At 44.0% G+C, this 22,498-nt stretch carries 20 protein-coding genes; 8 read left to right on the top strand and 12 right to left on the bottom strand.

The features are described from left to right. Positions 1 to 8: 8 nt before the first annotated feature. On the bottom strand, positions 9 to 593 hold the full coding sequence (locus tag Q6344_12510) for a DUF2799 domain-containing protein (protein ID WLG13408.1): 585 nt from the start codon (positions 591 to 593) through the stop codon (positions 9 to 11). A gap of 149 nt (positions 594 to 742) precedes the next feature. Then, positions 743 to 1,945, bottom strand: coding sequence for a Na+/H+ antiporter NhaA (gene nhaA, locus Q6344_12505; protein ID WLG13407.1), 1,203 nt, complete (start codon positions 1,943 to 1,945; stop codon positions 743 to 745). 509 nt (positions 1,946 to 2,454) lie between these two features. Here nhaA and Q6344_12500 point away from each other — a divergent pair. Then, positions 2,455 to 3,210 (top strand): TSUP family transporter, encoded by a 756-nt coding sequence (locus tag Q6344_12500; GenBank protein WLG13406.1) that lies wholly within the window; start codon positions 2,455 to 2,457, stop codon positions 3,208 to 3,210. A 114-nt stretch (positions 3,211 to 3,324) separates the two neighbouring features. Here Q6344_12500 and Q6344_12495 read toward each other — a convergent pair whose 3' ends face one another. The 3 genes from Q6344_12495 to radC form a co-directional block, all read right to left on the bottom strand. Next, on the bottom strand, positions 3,325 to 4,701 hold the full coding sequence (locus Q6344_12495) for a dicarboxylate/amino acid:cation symporter (GenBank protein ID WLG13405.1): 1,377 nt from the start codon (positions 4,699 to 4,701) through the stop codon (positions 3,325 to 3,327). A 779-nt stretch (positions 4,702 to 5,480) separates the two neighbouring features. After that, the gene (locus Q6344_12490; GenBank protein ID WLG13404.1) at positions 5,481 to 8,426 is read right to left on the bottom strand and encodes an acyl-CoA dehydrogenase; all 2,946 of its coding nucleotides are present in this window, start codon (positions 8,424 to 8,426) and stop codon (positions 5,481 to 5,483) included. A gap of 347 nt (positions 8,427 to 8,773) precedes the next feature. After that, entirely contained in the window at positions 8,774 to 9,457 is a 684-nt protein-coding gene (radC, locus tag Q6344_12485) for a DNA repair protein RadC (protein WLG13403.1), read from the bottom strand. Positions 9,458 to 9,584: 127 nt separating this feature from the next. On the opposite strand from radC, the gene coaBC reads away from it, so the two are divergent. Together coaBC and Q6344_12475 are read left to right on the top strand one after the other, a co-directional pair. Further along, positions 9,585 to 11,009, top strand: coding sequence for a bifunctional phosphopantothenoylcysteine decarboxylase/phosphopantothenate--cysteine ligase CoaBC (coaBC, locus tag Q6344_12480; protein ID WLG13402.1), 1,425 nt, complete (start codon positions 9,585 to 9,587; stop codon positions 11,007 to 11,009). Between the two features lie 39 nt (positions 11,010 to 11,048). Beyond that, positions 11,049 to 11,831 carry a sulfite exporter TauE/SafE family protein gene (locus Q6344_12475; GenBank protein WLG13401.1) on the top strand — a complete coding sequence of 261 codons (783 nt, stop codon included), beginning with the start codon at positions 11,049 to 11,051 and terminating at the stop codon, positions 11,829 to 11,831. A 48-nt stretch (positions 11,832 to 11,879) separates the two neighbouring features. Here Q6344_12475 and Q6344_12470 read toward each other — a convergent pair whose 3' ends face one another. From Q6344_12470 to Q6344_12460, 3 genes are all read right to left on the bottom strand, one after another. After that, on the bottom strand, positions 11,880 to 12,797 hold the full coding sequence (locus Q6344_12470; protein WLG13400.1) for a histone deacetylase: 918 nt from the start codon (positions 12,795 to 12,797) through the stop codon (positions 11,880 to 11,882). A gap of 118 nt (positions 12,798 to 12,915) precedes the next feature. Further along, positions 12,916 to 13,725, bottom strand: coding sequence for a YbjN domain-containing protein (locus Q6344_12465; GenBank protein WLG13399.1), 810 nt, complete (start codon positions 13,723 to 13,725; stop codon positions 12,916 to 12,918). A 68-nt stretch (positions 13,726 to 13,793) separates the two neighbouring features. Beyond that, positions 13,794 to 14,828, bottom strand: a complete 1,035-nt coding sequence (locus Q6344_12460; GenBank protein ID WLG13398.1) for a hypothetical protein — start codon at positions 14,826 to 14,828, stop codon at positions 13,794 to 13,796. A gap of 133 nt (positions 14,829 to 14,961) precedes the next feature. On the opposite strand from Q6344_12460, the gene ccmA reads away from it, so the two are divergent. The 5 genes from ccmA (at position 14,962) to ccmE (ending at position 18,467) form a co-directional block, all read left to right on the top strand. Then, positions 14,962 to 15,591: a heme ABC exporter ATP-binding protein CcmA gene (gene ccmA, locus Q6344_12455; protein ID WLG13397.1), complete on the top strand. Its 630-nt coding sequence runs from the start codon at positions 14,962 to 14,964 to the stop codon at positions 15,589 to 15,591. A gap of 139 nt (positions 15,592 to 15,730) precedes the next feature. After that, positions 15,731 to 16,387 (top strand): heme exporter protein CcmB, encoded by a 657-nt coding sequence (locus tag Q6344_12450; protein ID WLG15216.1) that lies wholly within the window; start codon positions 15,731 to 15,733, stop codon positions 16,385 to 16,387. Positions 16,388 to 16,640: 253 nt separating this feature from the next. Then, positions 16,641 to 17,429 carry a heme ABC transporter permease CcmC gene (ccmC, locus tag Q6344_12445; protein WLG13396.1) on the top strand — a complete coding sequence of 263 codons (789 nt, stop codon included), beginning with the start codon at positions 16,641 to 16,643 and terminating at the stop codon, positions 17,427 to 17,429. 44 nt (positions 17,430 to 17,473) lie between these two features. Next, the gene (ccmD, locus tag Q6344_12440; GenBank protein ID WLG13395.1) at positions 17,474 to 17,695 is read left to right on the top strand and encodes a heme exporter protein CcmD; all 222 of its coding nucleotides are present in this window, start codon (positions 17,474 to 17,476) and stop codon (positions 17,693 to 17,695) included. A gap of 271 nt (positions 17,696 to 17,966) precedes the next feature. Next, the gene (gene ccmE / locus Q6344_12435) at positions 17,967 to 18,467 is read left to right on the top strand and encodes a cytochrome c maturation protein CcmE (protein ID WLG13394.1); all 501 of its coding nucleotides are present in this window, start codon (positions 17,967 to 17,969) and stop codon (positions 18,465 to 18,467) included. 105 nt (positions 18,468 to 18,572) lie between these two features. Here the strand turns inward: ccmE and Q6344_12430 are convergent, their stop codons facing one another. The 4 genes from Q6344_12430 to Q6344_12415 all read right to left on the bottom strand — a co-directional run bounded on the left by Q6344_12430 (position 18,573) and on the right by Q6344_12415 (position 22,396). Then, entirely contained in the window at positions 18,573 to 19,421 is an 849-nt protein-coding gene (locus Q6344_12430; protein WLG13393.1) for an aldo/keto reductase, read from the bottom strand. Between the two features lie 320 nt (positions 19,422 to 19,741). After that, the gene (locus Q6344_12425) at positions 19,742 to 20,701 is read right to left on the bottom strand and encodes a MetQ/NlpA family ABC transporter substrate-binding protein (protein WLG13392.1); all 960 of its coding nucleotides are present in this window, start codon (positions 20,699 to 20,701) and stop codon (positions 19,742 to 19,744) included. A gap of 218 nt (positions 20,702 to 20,919) precedes the next feature. Further along, the gene (locus Q6344_12420) at positions 20,920 to 21,606 is read right to left on the bottom strand and encodes a methionine ABC transporter permease (protein WLG13391.1); all 687 of its coding nucleotides are present in this window, start codon (positions 21,604 to 21,606) and stop codon (positions 20,920 to 20,922) included. A 19-nt stretch (positions 21,607 to 21,625) separates the two neighbouring features. Then, on the bottom strand, positions 21,626 to 22,396 hold the full coding sequence (locus tag Q6344_12415; protein WLG13390.1) for a methionine ABC transporter ATP-binding protein: 771 nt from the start codon (positions 22,394 to 22,396) through the stop codon (positions 21,626 to 21,628). Between the last annotated feature and the right edge of the window lie 102 nt (positions 22,397 to 22,498).

Genomic DNA, 22,498 nt, shown 5'->3' with positions numbered 1-22,498 from the left:
CAATAGTATTAATAGCTATTTGACTGGTTTAGAGCTTCTAATTGTCTTTGCGTGGTGTTCATACGGTGCTTGGCTTTACGCAGCTCGTCGGCTAATGATAGTAGACGCGCGCGTGCTTCTTTTTCATTAGCAAAGTTTAACATCGCCCCACTTTCTAGCTTATCAAATTCTTCTTGGTAGGTTTCTATGAGGCGCTTGTCTTTGTCTAACTGACTTTCTAATGCGTAATAGTCTAAGCCTTTTTGATTAGCAGTTTGTAGTGTATTCGCCAAGGTTAAGGGGCAGACATTATTGAGCTGACGTCCGCGCCGACCGACATTGTAAGCATTACTGGTCGTGCAGTATTGCTTAAGCCCCAGCTGGCGACCGCGCTCCCATGCCAGATAGTTGGGGGCAACACCGGCCTTGGCACAGGCTTTGGCATGCGATGCAAGGCGATCTGATTGGTAACCTGCCACGCCATCGTTGTAGCCAATAGCCTGCCAGTCACCAACAAGGCACTCCTGCTTAGAGAGCGTGGCACAGCTTGATAGTAAAACAATGCTACCAAGGAGCGCCAAGCTTAACGAAGGCTGCAGTACAAACTGTCGCATGATTATCTCTTCTATGGCTATAGATGCAAGTGCTGATATAGTTAATGCAAAATACTTTTAATGAACCATGCTCGGCTGCTAAAGTACGTGAACTATAAAATAATAAGCCACCGATAAGCTAAATCGACTTTAAGTGGCTTATCTTCTTATTAATGAGGGCGAGTCAGATCGACTGAGGTGCCGCTTACATTGTCTTTCAAGCTGACTTTGAGCATGAGGTAACCTGCGATACCAGAGACGATTGAGCCCATAATAATACCTAAGCGCTCATCAAATAAGGCTGTTTCACCAGCAAATGCCAGACCGCCAATGAACAGACTCATGGTAAAACCAACACCACAGAGTAAGGCTGCACCGTAAATCTGCTTATAATTCATGCCTCTTGGCATGGTTGAGATACCAAGCTTAAAGATTAACCAGCACATGATCATCACGCCCAATTGCTTACCGATGAATAGACCGGCCGCAATACCAAGCGGTACCGAATGGAACAACTCAGCGAAGCCTGCACCTTTGAGGGATATGCCTGAGTTGGCAAATGCGAATAATGGCAAGATACCGAAGGCAACGGTGTTATGTAAATCGTGCTCTAGCTCTTCTAGTGGTGAGTGCTCAGGATCCGTACGGTCAAACATAGGAATAAATAGTGCTAAGACCACGCCAGCCAAGGTGGCATGGATGCCGGACTTGAGTACCGCAATCCACATGATCACACCGATCAGCAGATAAGGCGTGATGCTGGTGACGTTGCGACGATTGAGAAGGTATAAGAAGGGTAGACATAGACCTGCCACTGCCAATGACTCTAATGACAAATCACTGGTATAAAATAAAGCGATGATTAAAATGGCGCCAATATCATCAAAAATAGCAATCGATACTAAAAATACTTTTAAAGAGTTGGGGACGCGGTTGCCTAACAAACTCAAAATACCTAGGGCAAAAGCAATATCAGTTGCGGCTGGAATCGCCCATCCTTTCCAAAACTCAGGCTCGTTATAGTTAAAGAGCAGATAGACAATTGCTGGCATAATCATGCCACCGAGCGCCGCACCAGCTGGCAGGATGATTTGCTTAACGTTAGACAGCTCACCGATCAACACTTCACGCTTTAGCTCAAGTCCCACTAAGAAAAAGAAAATCGCCATCAAACCGTCATTAATCCAGTGATGAGCGTCTTTAGCGATAGCGAAATCACCGATTTGAATGGCAACGGGTGCGTGAATAAAGCCCTCGTACCACACATTGAGAGGAGAGTTGGCAATAATCATTGCAGCGATGGCAGCCAATGCTAGGACGATACCGCCCGCTGCCTCAAATTCAAAAAATGCTTTAATCCTGCGTATTGCCATATCATCCTCATTTGCTAAACACGAATTACAAATTAATCCAATAACCTCAAATATCTATGACACGACTCATAAAGACATGATAGACAGCAACAGTTTCTCATACTCTTATTGATATAGACAACAAAATACGTCAACCAAAAGTTATAAGTGCCGCTTGCCACATTAATAATAGCGATATTATAAAGTCGATAGAGCAGACAAAAGCGTGCTCAGTCGTTACATACTTTTAATCAATCGCTGTTTATTTTAGATACTTATTAAGCCGTTAGACAAATCTAGCAGACTTTTTTACGTTTTTGGCTTTTTTTAGCGTTTTATCTTTATAATGATTGGCATTTTGTGATGTTCTGTCACAGCTTTAATACATATCAGCAGTACTATCAGCTACTGAATAGCAAATTTGATAGCAACATTGTTACTAATATTTTATTTCCTGTTCTTAAAGCCAGTTCTTAAAGCCAGTTTTAGGACTTCCTCATTTTCCATCATAAAATTTACAGGTCAGCGTCATGGACTTATCGCTTTCGTTAGAGGTTATATTAATGCTTACCGCTGTGGCAGCGTTGGCAGGCTTTATTGATGCCATCGCTGGTGGTGGTGGTTTATTGACCATCCCCGCCATGTTACTCGCCAATATCCCACCAGTGCTAACGCTCGGTACCAATAAGCTACAAGCTGCTTCAGGTGCGCTAGCAGCCTCTATTACGATGATTAGAAAAGGGGTGGTCAAACCGCAACGTATCAAAGTAGCTATTGTTGGCGCTTTCATCGGTTCTGTTCTCGGCACTATTGCTGTACAGATGTCGCCGCCGGACCTGCTTGAGACACTGATTCCGTTTTTGATTGCGGCTATCGGGATTTATACCCTGTTTGCGCCTCGACTTGGCGAAGTAGAAGCTGCGCCGCGTATCTCAGAAGGCAAATGGCAAAAAGTGGTTGCACCATTAATTGGTTTTTATGATGGTTATATTGGACCAGGTACAGGGATGTTTTTTGCGCTCGGCAACGTGGCGTTGCGCGGTCGGCAAATCATCGAAGCAACAGGTGCAGCAAAGGTATTGAATCTATCGACCAATATTGGCTCGTTAATATTCTTTATTTTGGGCGGTAATGTGTTGTGGAAAGTAGGGCTTGCCATGATGGTGGGACAAACGATAGGCGCGTATTTTGGCTCTCATATGGTGGTCAAGGGCGGTAGTAAGCTGATTCGTCCGATGATTGTAGTGGTATGCTTGGCGATGATAACCAAATACGTTTTTGGTTGATTGTTGTTCAACACGCCCTAAATGTATTTAGTAAAGCAAAAAAACCTCAGCCAATATGACTGAGGTTTTTTATGTATCGTGAATAAATTATCAAAATCTATTCAATATAAGTGCCTAGCGGCGACGATCGATATCATCGTACTCACTGCCCATGATCCCATCACTAAAGACTTCAGAGAATTCACGCTCATTGTCTTCATCAATGTGACCATCAAACACGTCTTTTGCGCCAGCGTTAGGATCGTTATAAATAGCCAAATCCATTTTGCCTTCTGATTTTGCCACAATAGCCGTCACAGCGGCATCGCCACCGACGTTCACTGCGGTACGTAACATATCAAGGATACGATCCACACCTAAGATAAGACCGATGCCTTCGATAGGTAGACCGACTTGGGCAAATACCATTGATAGCATAATCAGACCAACACCCGGTACACCAGCGGTACCGACGGAAGCCAAAACGGACATTAGAATGACAGTCAGATACTCAGTCACGCCCAAGTCAATGCCATAAATATTGGCAATGAAAATGGTCGCCGTACCTTGCATGATGGCGGTACCATCCATGTTGATGGTCGCACCAAACGGAACAGTAAATGAAGCAACTGAGTTATTAACACCCATACGCTTAGTGACCGTACGCAAGGTAATAGGAATCGTCGCGTTCGAGCTTGACGTACTAAAAGCAAAAATCTGAACTTCACGCATTTTTGCCAAAAAGGTTTTGATGGATAAGCCCGAAGAGACTTTGAGTACAATCATCATGGTGACAAAGAAATGGAATGCCAATGAGCCGACCAATACCGCCACATAACCGAGCAGTGACCAAATCAAGTCTAGACCCAGCTCTGCCATTGCTTTGGTCAATAGCGCAAATACACCATAAGGTGCAAGATTCATAATGATGGTCACCATTTTTAAGATGACTTCATTGATTAATTCTAAGCTCTGCACTAAGCCTTTGGCAGGTTTACCCACCATCAAGATACTAACACCGATCAAAATAGCAAAGAAAATAATCGATAACATATCACCATTTGCCATCGCGCTGATGGGGTTTGATGGGATAATATTAGAGAAAACATCAAGCAGCGGCGGTGCTGAAGCTGCTTCAAATGCCGCTTCAGTTTCGATATTCATGCCTTTACCGATACCAAATAGCACGCCAAGCCCAATCGCTGTTGCGATAGCCAGAGCTGTTGTCATCATATAAATAAGAAATGTCTTGGTGCCGATGCGACCAAGCAAACGAATATCCCCAATACCGCAAACACCGCAAATCAGTGAGATCAGCACCAAAGGCACGACTAGCATTTTGAGTGAGTTGACAAATAGCTTGCCGACAATGGCGAGGAAGCCATTGGTAATGTACGTATGAATGAAACCGCCTTCAGCGTTCAGTCCTGAATAGTTTATAAACAATCCCAGTATGATACCGAGTACCATAGCGACAATAATCTTGCCGGTCAGTCCCATATTTTTCCACATAACTTATATCCTTTGTGTACGTGCCCCAGTAGCGAATAGATAGGCTGCTCACATCAATGTGATTGTTGCCATTATTATCACCGCTCTTGCTACGTCTATTAAATTCTTTCAACTTCCACTTAGTGTCACGTTTTCGGGGCACAATATAAAATAATTGTTAAGGATACTGCAACGTTTTTTTATGACTAAGGTAATATAAATCAATAGTTAAGTTATCTGCGCCGAATTTTTCGCGATTAAAATAGGTAAATGATAAGGCATATTGACCAATATTAGGGTGTGTTGAACATTCAAAAATAATCACTACTGATCGCTAAAACTGTTCCAGACAAAGCGTAAAATGACGGTAATGTTCATGCCTTAATTAGTTTTATAACATATTTTTTATATGGAGCTGGGAGAATTTATTATTATTTCCAATATTAATAGAGGGAGACAGGGCTGTTTTTTGCCATTTCATTGTTAAAAGTAGACGCTTAGAATGACTAAACTGACTATTTTTAACGTCAAACTGCCTAAAAAACAGTCTCTGTCAGTGTCATGGTTGAATCATCAAACACGCCTTAACGGTTAAAAATGGCGATTCATAACTAAAAAAAGACTGCTCAAATAGGGCAGTCTTTTCTAAGTGAATGATCAGAATGTATCGTGCAAGGCTTCTAGCAGCCTTAACACCTATTGTTTTTTAAATATTTTAAGCCTGATTCTTTTGTGCCTTGTTATTTCAAAGCCTATTGTTTCAAAGCTTGTCATTTTAAGAATTATCAAAGCTTTTTATTTTAGACTTTGTCACTTTCATCACGGCGTAGACCATCCTGCCATTTAGGATCAGTAGCGGCAGGTTTGTCTATATTATCCTTCACATTCTCTGCATCTTCAGATATTTCAGAAGGCTCTAGGTCGTCAGCATTATGCTGATTCAGACGATGGTTGTTACTCATACGTTCACTTAAGTGTGACTCTGCATCACGGTGGCGATGATCTAGTGCTTCGATCTTAGGCTCAGACTCATCAAAGTTGGTCTGTGCACGTACCTCCTCAATAGTATCTTGCTCTTTGACCATTTCTACATCACCGTCACTCTCATAACCATGATTGGGGTTGGCATCGCCAGTTGGTTTGTCTGTACTGACGGGCGTACCCAAATCATTAGAGTCGACATCATTTTCAGCTGTGATGTTTGTCGCAATACCATTTCTGGCTTGCGCGTCATTTTTTAATTGTGCATAGTCCGTCAGTTGCTGTACGGCATTATCAAGGCTGTGTGGATTGGTGCGCTCCTGAGCATGCAATAAATGTTTATCGAACACGTCAGTCAATAATGAGTCAAAGCGTATGGCGTTGTACTGAATAAGCACTTCAGCTTCTTCTTCGGTAATATCGCCGTTTTGGCTGGCATATACCACATGATCCTCAAAAGTAAGCCCTTCAAAACTGTCTTTGTGTTCAGCCTTTTTAAACCTCTGCCATAATGGTTCGATGCTAAGTAACGTTTGATAAGCGTGTTCCATACGTCCAGTGACATCATCGGCTTCAGTATTATAATAGACCATGGTTTTGAGATAATCACGGAACGGGTTGGCTTCAAAGTCATCCATAAAAGCATCGCCCAACTTGCGTTTGAGCTCATCGCTTGGCGGCGTAAAGATAGAGCCGCTGGGAAAAGTCACAAAACTGACCAAACTGGCCGCCATACGATTAGGGAAGTTTGCAAAAAAGGCTTCAAAAGCTTCTTGAATGGTATATAAGCTATTTTGTAAGGCAACCTCAGCATGCAAGCGTTCGGAAGCTGATTTAGTACCATGCTCATAAAACTGCAAAATAGCAGTGCTAATGAATAAATGGCTATGAATATCAGCTAAGCGTCCAGACAGCATCTCTTTGCGTTTTAAGTCACCAGCGAGCAACCCTAACGCCATATCAGCCGTTAAGGCAAAACTTGCGCTCAGGCGGTTGATGTGTTTGTAGTAGGGATGAGTAAAGCTGTCCGCGAAGCTGGGTACATGATTACTGCCACCGACATAACCTGCGACAAATGCCTTTGCGCCGCGATTAAAGGTATAACCCAAATGTTTAAAAAATAGCGTGTCGAACTGTTTGAGTGCGCCTTCTTTATCTTCGCTTTGCAGCAATTGCAGCTCATCAAAGAGATAAGGATGGCAACGCATCGCACCTTGACCAAATATCATGAGTGAGCGCGTCAAGATATTTGCGCCTTCAACCGTGATAGATACTGGAATTGCCTGATAAGGGGTGGCCAAAAAGTTACGTGGACCCATTTGTACTGCACGACCACCAACGACATCCATACCATCGTTGACCACACTGCGCATGGTCTCAGTCGCATAATATTTTGCCATTGCCGCCATAACCGAGGGTGTGCCGCCTTGATTTAGGCCACAAGTAACCAGATGACGGAACGCCTCTAACATATAAGTGTTGCTGGCCATACGGCTGGTCGCGTCCTGCACCCCTTCAAATTTACCCACAGAGATTTTAAACTGTTCGCGTACTTTGGCAAAAGCACCGACAGACAGATACGTCATTTCACTGGCTGAGGTTGATAAAGCTGGTAAAGAGATGCCGCGACCAACGCCCAAGCACTCCATCAGCATACGCCAACCGCGACCCGCATTTTCGACGCCGCCGATGATGTAATCTAGTGGAATAAAGACGTCTTTACCATCGACTGTACCATTCATAAATGGCGAGCCAATTGGATTATGGCGTGGTCCTATGATGACACCTTCATGGCTGGCAGGCACAAGCGCACAAGTGATACCGTAATCGGTCTTATCAGGATTGCCAAGCAAACCTTCAGGATCGTGCATCTTGAATGCTAACCCCACGACCGTGGCGATAGGTGCGAGGGTAATCCAGCGCTTAGAAAAGTTCATACGCAAACCGAGTACTTGCTCGCCCTCATGCGCACCATAACAAACCACCCCTGTATCTGGAATCGCACCAGCATCGGAACCCGCTTCTGGGCCCGTCAAACCAAAGCAAGGCACCTCGTCACCTTTGGCAAGACCGGGTAGCCAACGCTGTTTTTGTTCGTCCGTACCATAATGCATCAACAGCTCACCAGGGCCGAGCGAGTTTGGCACCATACAGGTAACCGCAGCGGTCGGCGAGCGCGAAGCGATTTTACTCATGATACGGCTTTGTGCATAAGAGCTAAAATCTAAACCGCCAAACTCTTTTGGAATGATTAAGCCTAAAAATCCATTGGCTTTGATAAATTGCCACGCTTCAGGCGACAGCTCTTTGTCTTCATGCTGAATTTTCCATTCATCAAGCATGGCGCATAGCACTTCTACTTCATTATCAATAAAGCTTTGCTCTTCTGCTGACAGCTCTGGATAGGGATATTGAGCAAAAGTACCCCAGTCGGGATTGCCCATAAACAGCTCTTTTTCCCACCAGCTGGTACCCGCATCTAGTGCTTCGCGCTCGGTATCGCTCATGCTCGGCATTGCCCCGCCCAAAGTCTTGTAAACAGGTCTGGTAATCAGTGACTGACGAATAGGGGCGACGAGCAAAACGATGCAAAGTAAAGCGATTGGTATACCCAAAATGAGCGACCAAGAACTGATAAAGGCGGTGACAAGGACGGTAACTAGGGCAACGATACTGCCTGTGACTCGTGATAGGGACAATAAAAAGATGGCCAAAACCATGGCTAATTGAATAATGATTGCCAAAATAAATAAGCCAATTGCCATGACTGTCTCCTTTTATAACGCTAAACCAAAAGCGCGAAAAATGTGTGTATTAAAATATTTGAATAAATCTTGTTGTTGTTTTTGCTGATGTTTAAGGGTCTGGTGACCAAATTAAACCAATGAGCCGTTATGGATTTTGTAGCATATTTTATGATCAATTTTAATTTGTTGAGCATTTTACAAAAGTGGCTTTGATAACTACCTAACCAGTGACAGACAAATAAAAGACAAATTTAGCCATCAATATGAAACAGTTGCCGATAACTATCAATAGCTAAAATGCTACGCTGTGTCGATTATATGTATCAAGATTTTCTCATATAGGCAAAAATAACAGTGGTAATCAGTTATCCAAAAGGCGCTAAGCAGCTTTCGGCATAAGATAATGTCTCATTGCGTCCAACAATGATGTGGTCTACCAAGGATAAATCGATTAAATCGCAGGCTTTCTTTAGCTCGTAAGTTAATAAGTTGTCTGCCGTTGAAGGGGTCGCATCGGTATGCGGATGATTGTGTGCGACGATGAGTTGGCTGGCGGCGTGACTCAAGGCATGACGCAGAACGTGTTTGATACAGACGGAGCAAGAGGAGATGCCGCCAGTAAACAGTATCTCAAAATTAATGAGATTTAACGCATTGTCTAAGCAAAGTACCGCAAAGACTTCGCGATGCTCCCCGCGCAGCTGAGTGCTGATATAGTCTTTGACCATTTGCGAGCGCCCAAGTGCGTGACCAGTTTTAAGCTGACTGTCCAAATAACGCGTGCCCATCTCAAGTGAGGCCAATATCTGCGCGTATTTGGCAGGACCAATACCATGACAAGCCAGTACAGTCTCTTGCGGCGCTGCCAATAATTCTGCCAAGCTACCAAATTGCTCGATCAAATGACGCGCCAATTCGATAGCTGACTGTGACTGCGTACCTGTGCGCAGAAATATCGCTAGTATCTCGGCATCAGATAAATGAGCTGCCCCAAATTTTAGTAGTTTTTCACGTGGTCTATCATCTTCATGCCAGTCTTTAATCGCCATTGTCACTCCTTGAGAATGGATTGCTGTCAGATATATTGCGTAAATACGGAAATTCTTACCCAACTTATCTCATAATTGTTACTATAAGCGCAATTTTATCTTTCAACTTTTTATTGATGCCATGCTTATGTCCAATATTGTGCTTGCTATCACTGGCGGTATCGCCGCTTATAAATCTGCTATCTTTGCCCGCCTATTAATCAAGGCAGGCTTTGAGGTGCGTGTCATTATGACCACAGGGGCACAAGCTTTTATTACGCCACTGACTCTGCAAGCTTTGACTGGTAATGAGGTACATATCTCATTACTCGATGAAAAAGCAGAAGCGGGGATGGGGCATATCGAATTGGCCAAATGGGCAGATTTAATCATCATTGCGCCAGCCTCTGCCAATACGCTTGCGCGTCTCGCGATGGGCATGGCTGATGATTTATTGACAACTGTATGCCTTGCAACGGCGGCACCAGTCATCATTGCGCCAGCCATGAATCAGCAGATGTGGGCGCATCCTGCGGTCAATCTCAATGTCCAAACCCTGCGCGATATGAATTATCAGATTATTCAACCTGCTAGCGGTGAGCAAGCCTGCGGTGATGTGGGAGCAGGGCGTTTGCCTGAACCTGAGCAGCTATTGGCAGAGGTGTTATTATTTAACGCCATGCAAACCACGCCGCAATTATTGGCAGGTAAACGAGTGGTAATTACTGCAGGACCGACGGTAGAAGCTATCGATCCGGTGCGTTACTTGTCCAATCACTCTACTGGCAAGATGGGCTTTGCATTAGCACGTGCGTGCGTGGCTGCTGGTGCAGACGTTATCTTGATTGCGGGCGGCAAAGTGGCACTGCCGACACCGCTGAATGTCACACGTATTGATGTGTTGTCGGCTAAAGAGATGCTGATAGCAGCCCAGCAGTGCGTGGATGGTACGCACAGTGCGCTACAGTATGTGCCTGAAGATGAGCACGACCATTCTCACGATCACGAACACGATCACGATCATAGCCATCAACATGAACATCATGGCGAGTGTGATTGCGGCGATGATCATAGCCATAGTCATAATCACAGCCATGAGATTGATGATAAGGAGCATGCTCATAGCGATAATCAAAATGTAATGGCGGATATCTTTATCGCCACGGCTGCTGTCGCTGATTATCGTACTGAAGAAGCTGCCCCGCAAAAAATTAAAAAAACCCAAGATGCGATGACGCTGAGTTTGGTCAAAAACCCTGATATTTTAGCGACGATTTCGCTTGCGCATCCAGCGCTGTTTGTCGTTGGTTTTGCGGCAGAAACGCAAGATATAGAGCGCTATGCTCGTGGCAAACTGGTGTCTAAAGATCTAGATTTGATCGCTTGTAATGATGTTTCCCGAGTAGATATTGGTTTTGCGAGCGATGATAATGCCATGCAGGTATTTTTCTCAGAGCGTTATGAGCACGATAGCGTCACACTTGAGAAGGCGAGCAAAGATAAGATTGCCGAGCAGTTGGCTGGCATCATTGGCGAGACAATATGGCAACGCCACAATGGTCACAATGCCTAGTTATGTCACTATTAATCCAGGTATTAGGTCTTAATGTTTATGGCTAATATGATGGATAGTGATAGCACCCAGACGTTGTTATTGATGGTAATCTTTGCGCTGGCATCGCTGCTACACGGTATTAGTGGGCTAGGTGTGACGTTGGTGACGACCACTGCGCTTGCTAGTATCTATCCGTTACCACATGCTATTGTATTGGTCATTTTTCCGTCATTATTGCTTAATGCCATGACTTGGCTCGCGGGTGGCGGGCGCACAATCTGGCAAAATTTCATCTATTACGGCAGGCGCTATTGGTTACTGGCGTTGACCAGCTTACTCGGTAGTATTCTAGGTGCGAAGCTCTTACTATGGGTCGATAGCGCCTATATTTTATTGTTATTGGCAGCGGTTATTGGTTTTTACGTCATAAGCAGCTTGCTTGGTAAGCAACTCCGTCTACCTGCTACCAAGCCTGTGTTAATCATCGTTGGTTTTAGTGCAGGGGTGATTGGTGGCTCGACCAATGCTATGTCGACCATATTGATGATGTATCTACTGTCTGCCAGCGATGATAAAAATACCATCGCCAAAGTCGGCAACATGTGCTATTTTTTGGGTAAAATTGCCCAAATTATCGTATTACGTGAGCCTATTATGGCGCTCAGCAGTGGTGAATGGCAGCTGATTACTCTGCTTAGTGTACTATCGATTGCTGCGCTTTTAGTTGGCATCCGCTTGCGTCGCTATTTGCCCCAAGCGCGCTTTCGTCAGCTTATTTTATTGATACTTACCGTGCTTGGTATTCGTGTCGGCTGGCAGGGAGTTATAGCATTTTTGTAAAATAGCTCGCGAGGCATTTGGCTGTTTAGATGCTATTTTATGCGCGCATTATTTTGTTATTTCATTAAAAAATATCTGTTGCGCCAAACGAAAGGTATTACAGTGCGCCTCAACCACATCGTCGATATCTTCTGAATAGCCACCACCCATCACGATAGCGATAGGAATTTTAGCGGCTTTTGCTTGGCGTAACACATATTCATCACGCGCTTTACAACCCTCTATCGTCAGCCCTAACTTTCCTAATTTATCAGTGGCAAGGACATCGACAGCGGATTGATAAAATATCATATCTGGCGCAACGTCGCTAATCAAACGTGGCAATGTCGCCTCTAGTAACTGCAAATACTCCGCATCGCCAGTATCATTGTCTAGCTCAATATCCAAATCTGATACTTGCTTTCGAAATGGATAGTTCTTTGCGCCATGCATGCTAAACACAAAAACGCGTGGCTCATCCATCATAATACTGGCATTGCCATTGCCCTGATGGACGTCTAAATCAACCACCAAAATCTTTTGCGCCTGTCCACGATTTAATAATAAATTACTCGCGATACAAACATCATTAAACACGCAAAACCCTTCGCCATGATCAGCAAACGCATGATGCGTGCCACCTGCGACATTCATCGCCGCGCCATATTGCTGCGCATATAATGCACATTCATAAGTGGCATGAGCAATATAACGCCCACGTTCTACCAGCTCTGGTGTCATTTCAAAGCCAATGGCACGCGCTTCCTTTCGTGGTAATGTCTGAGTTTTCAGCTGATACCAGTAGTCCGCAGTATGCGTGGTCAAAATCTCATCTTCGCTCAAACGGGCAGGGGCAAAAAAGTTGTCGGTACTGATAGTGCCTTCAGCCAATAGCCGCTCGGGAATCATGGTGTATTTTTGCATAGGAAAGCGGTGTTTTTCCGGCACGGAATATCGAAAAATATCAGAGTAAGCAATTTTTAGCATAGTGTTAGAGGATGTCTTTTTTGAAAAGTATTTTAAGGATAAATAGGTTTAAGCGCTTTGAAAGTAAGGTACTGATGAGACATTGTAAAAGCTACGGATAGCTATGATAGTCAGTTCATTACTGCACAAATTGCGTTGGCAAAAAGAAGGTTCTAGAATCTGATTGTTGACGTAGCTCGGTCAGCAATGTCGGTAAGTCTTCCGCAGGGTTTTGATTATCGATCAAATCACTAAATATCTCATTCGCGACCGTGGTCATCGCGATGACACTTTGTAATAAATGCTCGATAACATCATTACCGATGCCTACCGCTTCGACATCGATAGCGTGTTTGTAGCGTATTTCGCCATCATTGACATCCATTTCTAGATTGCCGATTAGCAAGTCATAATTTATTTGAGTAATCAGTAGCATCGCCGCGCTTTGATGACTCTCTGGTATCAAAAATGGCAAAATTCCATAGACGGCCAGCAGCTTGTTGTTTTCTTGCACGCGAAACAAATAGCCGCAATCGAGACTTTTATTGCGCATTCTAAGCGATAAGTGATGCGATTGCTGACGGTCATTGTTTTTGTTGCCACTGCTTTTGGGTCGATAGTGAGTATAGTGCCATTGCTTATCATTAAAGTACTGTTTCAGAAAATCGATAATGGGCGTGTCGCTAGCTTCGTGTTGACTGGCACTCGAGTTAAAGGCGTCAGTTTCTGAATATTCGCCTGTGTTTTTGACATCAGATTGAGAATCGATTTCGGTATCATCATGAGCGTCACTAGTATCCTCATCATCTGTATCACTACTATATGTATCACTACTATACATGTCGTGAGGCTCTGTTTGTATCATATCAATTTCATCAGCCTGCGCTGCTGAACCAGTCAGTAACTGTTTGAGTTTTTGCCACAAGCTGAGTGTATTACGTTGACTCATAAGTATGGTGCTGTCAAATAAATGAATGATATGGAAAATTGAGACAAATACATCAAGACAGTAAATGACTAGGCATTAAATGCTAAGCCTTTTTTGATATTCGGTTGCTCATAAAACGCTTGTAACATTTCACGAGTATGTGCTGTCAACCACTCGCTTTCAATGGCATCGTGCACCACAGGTAATAGCGCTGTACTCAATTGAGTCATGGCTTGCTCATCAATACGAAGACTCGAAACTACCGTCGCAATAGTATCTGACTGATGATTGCCATACCAAGTATCGATGCTCGCTGCCACAAGGCTGTGTAAGTAAGGTGACTGGCGCAGGCGGTTATAGCTTTGCTGAATGCTGGCTTCGATATGACCGATACTGCTGTTGTCAGGTTCATCACGCAGATAAGTCTGTAGATGACTGACAGGCTGGTCTTTGATTCGCGCCCAACCAGTGATTAGTAATCGCGCGACTTCGTCATTTGATAAATGCTCTTGCGCATTGGCTTCTGCGCGGCGTGCTAAATCTTTAATATTACGATGCAAGTACGCCTGCAGTTTTTCATCAAGATTTCTATTGGTCGCTTTTTCAAAAGAGCTGCGCCCAAATTTCATGAGTTTACCAGCAGCGCCTGCTTTATCCAGCGTGGTTTCCATAAAGTCGTTAATGGCATGATATAGTGTTTGGGTTAGCAAATCGGCAAAAGTCTCGTTGCCGACCAGCGTATGAATCAAGATATTACGCTGCTGATCGTGGCTACCGACATAGTTGGCTAGGGTCTGCACTTGAGTGTCATCCACCAGCTCAGACAACGGCACATTGTCATTGACTGGATGATAAATAATCGTATGCAAGATATCTCGAATATCTTTACGTATCACATCCGTCATCGGCTGGTTTAGTAGCCAGTCATTAATCAGCTGTTGCAAATCATCGGCGCTGACATATTTATTCAATGGCTGTGCAGCAAACCATTGCCACGCTTCCATCGACAGCGGTTCAGCTTGTGTGCGTAACCATTGCTGCATAAAGGCAACTTGTGCCTCGATTAAGCCATCTATGGTTAGCGCTGGCATATCTAAATTTTGGTTATCTTTTGAAGTCTGCATAGGTTTTGAGGTCATAATAATCGACAATTTGTTATACTGTGTGGGTGGGGTAAGCATAAAGTATTATGCCATGAACGTCATCTGTGTTTTTGATGAATATTGACTGCCGCTTAATAAATAATGAGAGGTTTTGATGACAGCTCTGAATATCGCCTTACTTGCGCTTGATGAGCTGACCGTTCAGCGCGGCGAAACCCCTCTATGTGAAGGGGTTGTACTCAATCTGGCAGCTGGTAGCATTTGCCATTTAATTGGTGCCAATGGTACTGGTAAGACCACTTTACTGATGCAGCTGGCTGGGTTATTGCCAGTGTTAAGCGGTGAGGTTTATTATCAAGGAACAGCAAGTTTACCGGTTCAGCCTTTGTATGTGTCACACCAGTTGGGTATACATCCAAATCTGACGGTCGCGCAAAACCTGACCTTTTTGCTGAATTTATACGGCATCAGCCCAAGTGTTGCTGATATTGATGACGCCTTAGCTTGGGTCGGATTACAAGGCTTTGAGACGATTAGCTCAAGTCATTTATCTGCTGGGCAAACCCGCCGTATCACCCTTGCGCGATTATATTTATTGACCCCTGAAGTGACACCATTATGGCTACTTGATGAGCCTTTTACTGCCCTTGATGTCGATATGGTAGCGCGGATGGAAGACAGATTGTGCGATTTTGCCAATGCTGGCGGCGCTATATTAATGACCAGTCATCAGGCAGTTGGTGTTGCCAATCAAGTGCTCGATTTGTCCGATTATATGGTTTGAATACTAGTTTGCATACTCTCAGTATAAGTGTCCCAAGCATCCGTAGAAGAGCAAATAAATGATAGAAACAGACGGTCCAGTACAAACAGTGAATAAAAGCTCAAATGCTGACTTAGCTGCGGTGCGTGGTATCAGCTTTATGCAGCTATGGCGGCGCGAGTGGCAAGTCAAACAGCAAGGCGCCGTGCAGTGGCTTTATCCGCTAGTGCTGTTTTTGGTTATTATCACCTTATTTCCGCTAGCAGTGGGTAGCGAGCCTGCGCTATTGCAACGCCTTGGCGTATCGGCGGTTTGGATTGCCGCTCTATTGTCACTGGTCATGGGTGTCGATGGTTTGTTTAAGCCTGCCCTTGATAATGGCACGCTGGCGCAATTGGTCGTTGCCAAAGCATCATTGCCCTTATGGGTATTGATTCGTTTGGTTATCCATTGGATTTTTAGTAGTGGTATTGTGGCAGCGCTTAGTTTACTTGCCGTGCCTTTGTTTCAGCTTAGTTGGTTTGAGGCGTGGATATTGATGGCTTCTATTGTGACGGGCAGTCCGATGTTGTTGATGCTGTCAGCGGTCGCGAGTAGCTTAACGCTATCATTAAAGAATGGTGCGGTGCTGGTACCTTTGATTGCCTTACCGATGCAGTTACCAGTGTTGATTTTTGCCACAGGAGCGGTTGATTTATTTGCCACTGGTCTCAATGGTTTACCTATACTGGCTTTATTATTAGCAGGCAGTATTATCTCGGTTTTGGTGATGCCATGGGTGATTGCCATGACGTTAAAAATGGCGTGGTTGAATTAAAAACGACATAAGTTGTGTACAACTCTCTGTATTGAGAGTTTGTAATAAAAACCCCTATAAAAACCCCTATAAAAAACCTTTGTATTAACAGCATGTTGAAAACTGGCAATTTTGCTATAATAGTCAGTTAACTAAGCAAACAATCACTTGTAGATTCTATCCAGTGTTTAACGCCAGCAGGTTAGCAGGTAGTCGCGCCTATGATGCGCTATATCGGTTACAACCAATACGCTGTGCCAATAGGTTTATTCCCATGCCCAACCTGAATAACGTCTCATCTCCTAGCCTGTGGCAGCGCATCTGGCAAGGCTTTTTGACCACTGTGGGTACCAAGCAGTTTTTTCGAATTTTTTCGCCTTGGGTCAAGTGGCTGGCGATATTAGCCAGTATTTGCCTGTTGATCGGTAGTATCTGGGGTCTCGCTTTTGCGCCGCCTGATTACCTACAAGGTAATAGCTACCGTATTATCTTTATTCACGTACCCGCTGCCAGTATCGCTATTTCCATCTATTTTGCCTTAGCAGTGCTCGGGGTCATTTTTTTAGTTTGGAAAATTAAGACCGCCAGTCTGGTGGCACAGGCGCTTGCTCCGCTAGGATTCTTGCTCTGTGTGATTAGCTTAATCACGGGCTCTATTTGGGCGAAACCCACTTGGGGTACTTACTGGGTTTGGGATGCACGTTTGACCTCTATGCTCATTTTGGCGTTTCTGTATGCGGGGGTGATGGCGTTATTTGCCGCGTTTGAGCATACTGCCAATCGTGGTAAAGCCGCCGCCATTTTGTCTATTGTTGGCGCAGTAAATTTGCCCATTATCAAGTACTCGGTACAGTGGTGGAACACCTTGCATCAAGGCTCGACTTTTACTTTGACCGCCGCGCCTAAGATGTCAGCAGATATGTGGATGCCATTATTACTGATGATTATTGGTAGTTATTTATTAGTGGCAACATTAGCGATTTATCGTACCAATACCCTTATCTTGTATCGTGATCAAGGCAAAGCGTGGGTCAAAGAATACATTCGCGGGCAAGCTAAGTGACGTTAATGACTGTCGCCAAAAAAAATCACGGCTAGGAAAATATTATGCAGCCTTACTTTTATAGCGTATCTGAATTTCTTGCCATGGGTAAGCATGGTGTTTTTGTTTGGTCATGCTGGGCAATTACTGTCGGTATGATGCTAGCTTTTGTTATTTATAGTCGTAGACAACGACAGGCTTTAATCAAGCAGTTGACCATTCAGCAAGCGCGGCAAGCACAGCGTACTGCTAAAACAACTATGCCTGTCACCAAGCAGCCTAATTAGCTAGTAGGTTCGTCCTATCTAGCGTTAGCCGTTAATTTTTAGCCACTCAATCTGTAACTTAGCACTTGATAAAGAGGTGACTGCCACAGAGGTTATTGGGCTTATTGATTTGTCCGAAAAATGCTACCATATAGCCATTAGAAGAGTACGATTAGAAAGACATTTTTAGAACGTTTTTCTAATGGTAGTTTCTTCAAATTTTTCTGTTTTATATATTTGTATGGCATTGACTATAGTTTATAAAACAGTGACTCATCAATGAGGTAGTGGTATGAACGCAGTTCGTCGCAAAAAACTGATGTGGGTTATGTTTACGCTTGCAGGAGCGGCGATAGCCGTGGTATTGGTTCTTTATGCCATTGGGCAACAGACCGATTACTACTTTGATGCTACCGCGATTGCACAAGGTGAAGCACCACAAGATAAGCGTATTCGAGCAGGCGGTATGGTCGTTGCGGGTAGTGTCCAGCGCGCAGAAGATAATCCACTAAACGTTGAGTTTGCCATTACGGACTTTCAATCGACAGTACCAGTGACTTACCAAGGTATTTTGCCAGATTTATTTGCTGAAAACTCAGGCGTCGTCGCGACAGGTAAGATGCAGGGTGACACTTTTGTCGCTGGAGAAGTCTTGGCGAAGCATGATGAAAACTACATGCCGCCAGAAGTGGCCAAATCAATGAAAGAAAACAACCGAAGCGGTGTAGTGCCTCCTTCTGAGCAATATAATCCTGCTGAAAAGGTGCATGAGACGGATACTCTACAGCAGTAGTTATATAGTCCATACCATAGTAAAAGAGCCGCTAATATATTATTAGCGGCTCTTTTTTTACATGAATTTTAGTGCTAATAAGTTTCGATAGTTTCTTACAAGAACTTAGTCGTCCCATTCAGGCGAGTAATCTGGATGCTTAATTTTGCGCCCATCAGCACGCGCTAAGCTGCTGATTTTCTCAATATCATCCGCACTTAATTGTACTTTTATAGCGTCTAAGTTGCCTTGTAAATGATCAGGGTTAGCAGTCTTTGGGATAGCAATACGATGCTTGTCTGCCAGAATCCAAGCCAATGATATCTGTGCTGGCGTGACATTATGTTTGTCAGCGATTTCTTTAATAATCTCATTATCAAATACATCACCGCGAGCAAGAGGTGAATAAGCTTCGAGTAGAATATGGTGATTGTTCAAAAAAGTCTGCAAGGTTTTTTGCTTGATGAACGGATGAAACTCAACCTGATTGACCACAATCGGCACATCAGCATATTTCTCAGCTTCAATGATATTGGCAATATTAAAGTTAGAGACCCCGATATGGCGCGTCAAACTTTGTTTTTGTAGTTCGCACAAGGCAGGAATGGTTTCAGATAAAGGAACACGGTCATCCGGCCAGTGCAATAGTAGCAAATCAACATAATCAGTATCTAAATCTGCTAAAGAGCGTTTAGCGGCTGCAATCAATTTCTCAGGCTCAAACTTCATATCATCAGGAAAAATCTTTGTGGTCAAAAAGAATTTATCCCGAGATACACCTGATTGTTTGATACCTTGACCAACTTCTTTTTCATTGCCATAAGCTTGAGCGGTATCGATGTGCTCGTAACCCATTTTCAACGCTTGGCTGACGACATCAACACAATCTTGACCGGTCGATTGCCATGTACCAAGCCCTAGTACAGGAATATTTGCTTGTCCAGCGGTACGAATATTATAAGTTTTAGCACGCATCTTATTATCCTTGTTATTTATGTATTTATTGATAGAGCATCGAATCATCAATATTCTGATCACCTTCTCTATTTGACCTACCCACTATAGAAAAAATTGGCAGCAAGTAAAAGGGCACGTGACGCTTTCCTACAAAGGACAAACAGGCTGTAACGTCATTTTTAGTAACTGATAGATAGACAGCAGCGAGCGGTTAAAAAATAAAAATCGTAAAATCGAGTCCATAAAAAACGCCCATCACTATCTAGCAATGGGCGTTTACAATCGGGACGAAGACGATATTTAAGTGTTTTGGATTTAAGTGTTTTTGGCTTAAGAGCTTATTGAGCAGCAGCTTCTACAGGGGCAGGTTTTGTTGCGGTATCCGTGTGCGCACTGTGATCAGAGCCCCAGATTTTTGGGTACTTATAGCCTGGGAAAGTTTCATGAGCATACTTTTTAAAGGCTTCTGAGTTATATGCATTGGTCACATCTTCGACCCATTTTTTGCCAGCATCTGCTGATTTGATGGCTGACCAGTTGACATAAGCAAAGCTAGGCTCTTGAAATAGCGCTTCAGTCAGCTTGATACCAGCATCCGTGGCATAGTTGCCATTGATGACGGCAAAGTCGACTTCATCACGAGCACGTGGCAATTGAGCGGCTTCTAACTCAATGATTTCAATGTCGTATTTGCTGTTATCAGCGATGTCAGTTTTTGATGCCGTTAGCGGATCAATATTGTCTTTTAGCGTGATCCAGCCAAGATCATCCATCATCACCAGCGCACGAGCAAAGTTACTTGGATCATTTGGTGCAGAGACTCTCATGCCTTTATAAACATCATCAAGCGTGGTCTTTTTACCTGAGTAAATGCCAAGTGGGGCAGTAGGTACTTGGAAAACTTCTACCAGATCAAGATTGTTTTCTTTTTTGAAGGTATCAAGATAAGGCTTATGCTGGAAGATGTTGATGTCCAAATCACCTTCAGCCAAGGCAAGGTTTGGGCGTACATAGTCAGTAAAAGCAATCAGCTCAACTTCGTAACCTTGCGCTTCCAGTGAGCTTTTCACTTGGTTACGCACCATATCAGCGAAGTCACCTTCGGTGGTACCGATGACGATTTTGGTATGCTCAGGATCGATATCGCTAGCGGCAGTCTCTGCTGTTGAGCCTTCAGTAACAGGCTCTTTAGTTGCTTCTGGTGCTGATGAGTTGTTGCAACCAACTAAGACTAGGCTTGATATGCCAACGGCAGCAAATGCAGTCGCTAACTGACGGCTGATATCTGTTAATTTCATGGAGCTTCCTTAATAAGAGGGATGGGATGGAGGGCAAACGCTGGCCATTAAAAAAGCAACATTAGGGATAGTAATGCTGCTAAGTTAACGACTGTTAAGTTAGTATCAAAATTAAAGGGTCTCAGTAACAAAGTCAAGCATTTTGCTTAGGATGAATCGGCATTAAACCCTGAGTATTATTCATATTAGCGTTAACAGGCTTTGTCTGAGTCTTTTGTCTATCGTTTATCCAACCGGTTAGCCAACCAATTACCCGATGCTTGAATGGAGACGACCATTATTGATAGGACAATAACGATAAAAATCATCACCTCCGTTTGATAGCGATAGTAGCCATAACGAATGGCCAAATCCCCCAGACCACCGCCGCCAATCATACCCGCCGCTGCTGAATAAGAGAGCAGGCTGATACAGAGAATCGTCACGGACAATACCAGTCCTGAGCGTGCTTCATTGAGTAGGACTTTAATAATGGTCAAAGGACGTGCACCCATAGACTCGGTCGCCTCAATGATACCGCGTGGCACTTCACGTAAGTTTTGCTCGACCAAACGGGCAAAATAAAACGAACCTGCAATGGCGAGTACCAATGAGGCCGCAATCGGTCCAATACCCGTGCCAACGATAGCCTTCGTAAATGGGCTCATGGCAATCATCAAAATGACAAATGGGAAAGCACGCATGAAGTTGGTGATACCACCAAGCAGACCATACAATGTTTTGTTTTGCAAAAACTGTCGATCACTGGATAAAAACAAAAATACGCCAAACAACCCACCGATGACAATCGCCACCGTCGTTGAGATGCCAAGCATAATAAATGTATCAATAAACGCATTCACAATCTCTTTGCGCAGGGCAAACAGCTTGTCTATCGAGGCGGACAATTCACTACCAGTTAACATATTTATTTCTCCTGCCTCATTAGTCTTCGTGCACTAAGCCTTTGCCAATCGGGGTGGTCGCCTGAATCAGACCGTCTCTCACATCTGCAACTTCCAAGAGTTGACCTTGATGCAGTAATGCGGCGCGATCACACAGCCTACGGATGACACTCATCTCATGAGTCACAATCACAATGGTGACGCCAAGTTGTTCGTTGATATCGCGTAGACAAGTCAACAAGCTGCGAGTCGTCGCAGGATCAAGCGCACTGGTTGGCTCATCAGCCAATAATACTTTAGGACTGGGGGCAATCGCTCGGGCAATACCGACACGCTGTTTTTGTCCGCCTGACAGCTGCGCAGGGTAGTGACCAGCGCGGTCTGTTAGATCAACAATCTCTAGGCAATCCATGACTCGTTTATGAATGTCGCGGCTCGGATATCCTGAAACGGTTAAATTAAAGGCCACGTTGTCAAAAACAGTACGATTGGACATCAGATTAAATTGCTGAAAAATCATACCAATATTATGCCGGGCGATACGCAATTCACTGGCAGACAATGTGGTCAAGTCAGTGCCATCGACGATGACTTGACCGGCATCTGGACGCTCAAGCATATTAATTAGGCGTAGCAAAGTAGACTTACCGGCACCCGAGTATCCCATTAGGCCGAAGATTTCGCCTTGCTGGACAGATAACGAGGTCGGTTCAACGGCAGTAAACCAATGTGGTTTGCCATCTTTGTCTTTGATTGATCGGTCGCTTAAAAAACTCTTGGTCACATTGTTTAAGACAATCATGTCATTCATGGAGGGCTCAAAATTCAATAATTTTTTTAATAGTCACAAACGCGCTGTCGGGCCTCTTTAACAATGTAAGAAGCCAATTAAGAAACAACCGTTAATAACCGT

Source organism: Psychrobacter cibarius (assembly GCA_030686115.1).
Taxonomy (GTDB): domain Bacteria; phylum Pseudomonadota; class Gammaproteobacteria; order Pseudomonadales; family Moraxellaceae; genus Psychrobacter; species Psychrobacter cibarius_C.
The sequence above is the reverse complement of the archived record's forward strand: the minus strand, read 5'-3'. Positions and strand labels throughout refer to the sequence as shown.